General features: G+C 72.1%; 2 protein-coding genes. Both read left to right on the plus strand.

Annotation, left to right across the window (positions count from 1 at the left end; translation table 11 throughout):
- On the plus strand, positions 1-1,239 hold a 1,239-nt coding region (locus G6028_RS07520), incomplete at its 5' end, for an alpha/beta hydrolase (protein ID WP_182658493.1).
- A gap of 38 nt (positions 1,240-1,277) precedes the next feature.
- Positions 1,278-1,772 carry an SRPBCC domain-containing protein gene (locus G6028_RS07525; RefSeq protein ID WP_182658494.1) on the plus strand — a complete coding sequence of 165 codons (495 nt, stop codon included), beginning with the start codon at positions 1,278-1,280 and terminating at the stop codon, positions 1,770-1,772.
- Positions 1,773-1,867: the final 95 nt, after the last annotated feature.

Genomic DNA, 1,867 nt, shown 5'->3' on the forward strand with positions numbered 1-1,867 from the left:
TCGACCCGCCGGTCCGCCCCGGGGCTCGCCCGGCTGCTCGCCCCGACACTGGCGCCCGTCCTGGCCCTCGGGTTGATCGGCGGCGTGGCGGTGCCGGTCTCCGCGCAGTCGCTGCCGAGCTCGTCGGGCTCGTCGGGCTCGTCGGGCAATATCGGTTCGATCAATGAGCTCGGGGGCAGCGTCGACCCGTCCAGCGCCGGCGCCGGCTCGGCGACCATCGGCTCGACCGGGTCCACCGGGACGCAGTCGTTGGCGGGCCTGGGGACGCTCCCGCCACTCGGCACCGGTTCACAGAACACACTGGCCACCCCGCCCATCGGGATGGAGGCGGAGCCGGTCACCGTCTCCGAGGTCCGCCACAAGGAGATCGGCGACCCACGCGTGGCCGGCGGCGACACCCGCTTCGAGCGGTGGTGGATCGCGTCCGAGTCCATGAACCGGGTGCTGCCGGTGGAGATCTGGCGGTCGGCGTCCGACGCCCCTGCCCCGATGCTCTACCTCCTCGACGGCGTCGACTCGCCGTCGCCCAGCGGGTGGCTCCTGCCGGGGGGCGTCCAGGACGCCTTCGCCGGCGAGCACGTCACCCTGGTCATGCCGGCGCGCGCCGACGGCTCCCTGCACGCGGACTGGCAGAACGACGACCCGGTCCTGAGCCGCAACGCCTGGCAGACCTTCCTCACCGAGGAGCTGCCCCCGCTGCTCGAGTCGGGCGAACTGCCCTTCACTGGCAAGCGGGGTGTCGCCGGGTTGTCGATGGGGGCCGCCAGCGCGGTCACCCTGGCCGAGCGTCGCCCAGACCTGTTCACCGCCGTCGGCGCGATCGCCGGCTGCTACACCGCGCGCGACGATCTCGGATTCGTCCTGGCCAAGATCGTCACCGAGACCCGCGGCGGGAACATCGCGAACCTGTGGGGTCCGCGGACCGACCCGGCCTACGCGGAGAACGACGGGCTGCTCCACGCCGAGAAGCTCCGCGGCAAGACCCTGTACCTCGCCACCGCGACCGGTATGCCCGACGCCACCGAATGGGACCGCAACGGCCGTGACCTGCTCCGGTTCTCCCAGGGCACCGGTCTGGAGATCGCCACCCACGCGTGCACCGTCACCATGGACCGGCGCCTCGACGAATTGGGCATCCCCGCCCGGGTCGACTACCTGCCCACAGGCCTGCACAACTGGGACAACTTCGGCCGTTTCATCGCGCCGATGCGCGATACGCTGATGCCTGCGCTGCGCTGACACCACTCTCGGCGCCCCTCTGATCGCGAGGAGACGCCATGTCCACCACGCCCACGGCCTCCGGATACCTCGACGACTCGGGGGCCGTCGTGTTCCCCCGCCGCCTGCCCATGTCCCGCGAGCAGGCGTGGGCCGCCGTCACCGATCCGGCCCGCACCGCCAGGTGGATCGGCCCGTGGTCGGGCGACCCGGCGTCCGGCACCGTCCAACTGACCATGACCGCCGAGGACGGCGATCCCGTCGACGGTGTCGAGGTGGTGACCTGCGAGGCGCCGGGCCTCCTGGTCGTGCGGACCGGTCCGGGCGGGTGGCTCCTCACCGTGAGGATCGAGGGCGACGACGACGAGGCCGTCATCTCCCTGGAACAGGACATCGCGGACGCCGAGTCCGCCTCCTCGATCGGTCCCGGGTGGGAGTACTACCTGGACCGGTTGGTCGAGGCCGAGGCGGGACGGGATCCGGAGGCGCTGAGCTTCGAACCCGACTACTACCCCGGCCTCGCCGAGCACTACCGGGCCCTGTTGGGCGGCTGAGCGGTCCGGAGCGGCTCTCTCCGCTCCCTCCACGTCATCCTCATCCCCATCCCAGACGCCATCGATGACACCGCACGTCCCGCCGCGCCGCCGCC

It is taken from the genome of Dietzia cercidiphylli, from assembly GCF_014145145.1.
GTDB lineage: Bacteria > Actinomycetota > Actinomycetes > Mycobacteriales > Mycobacteriaceae > Dietzia > Dietzia natronolimnaea.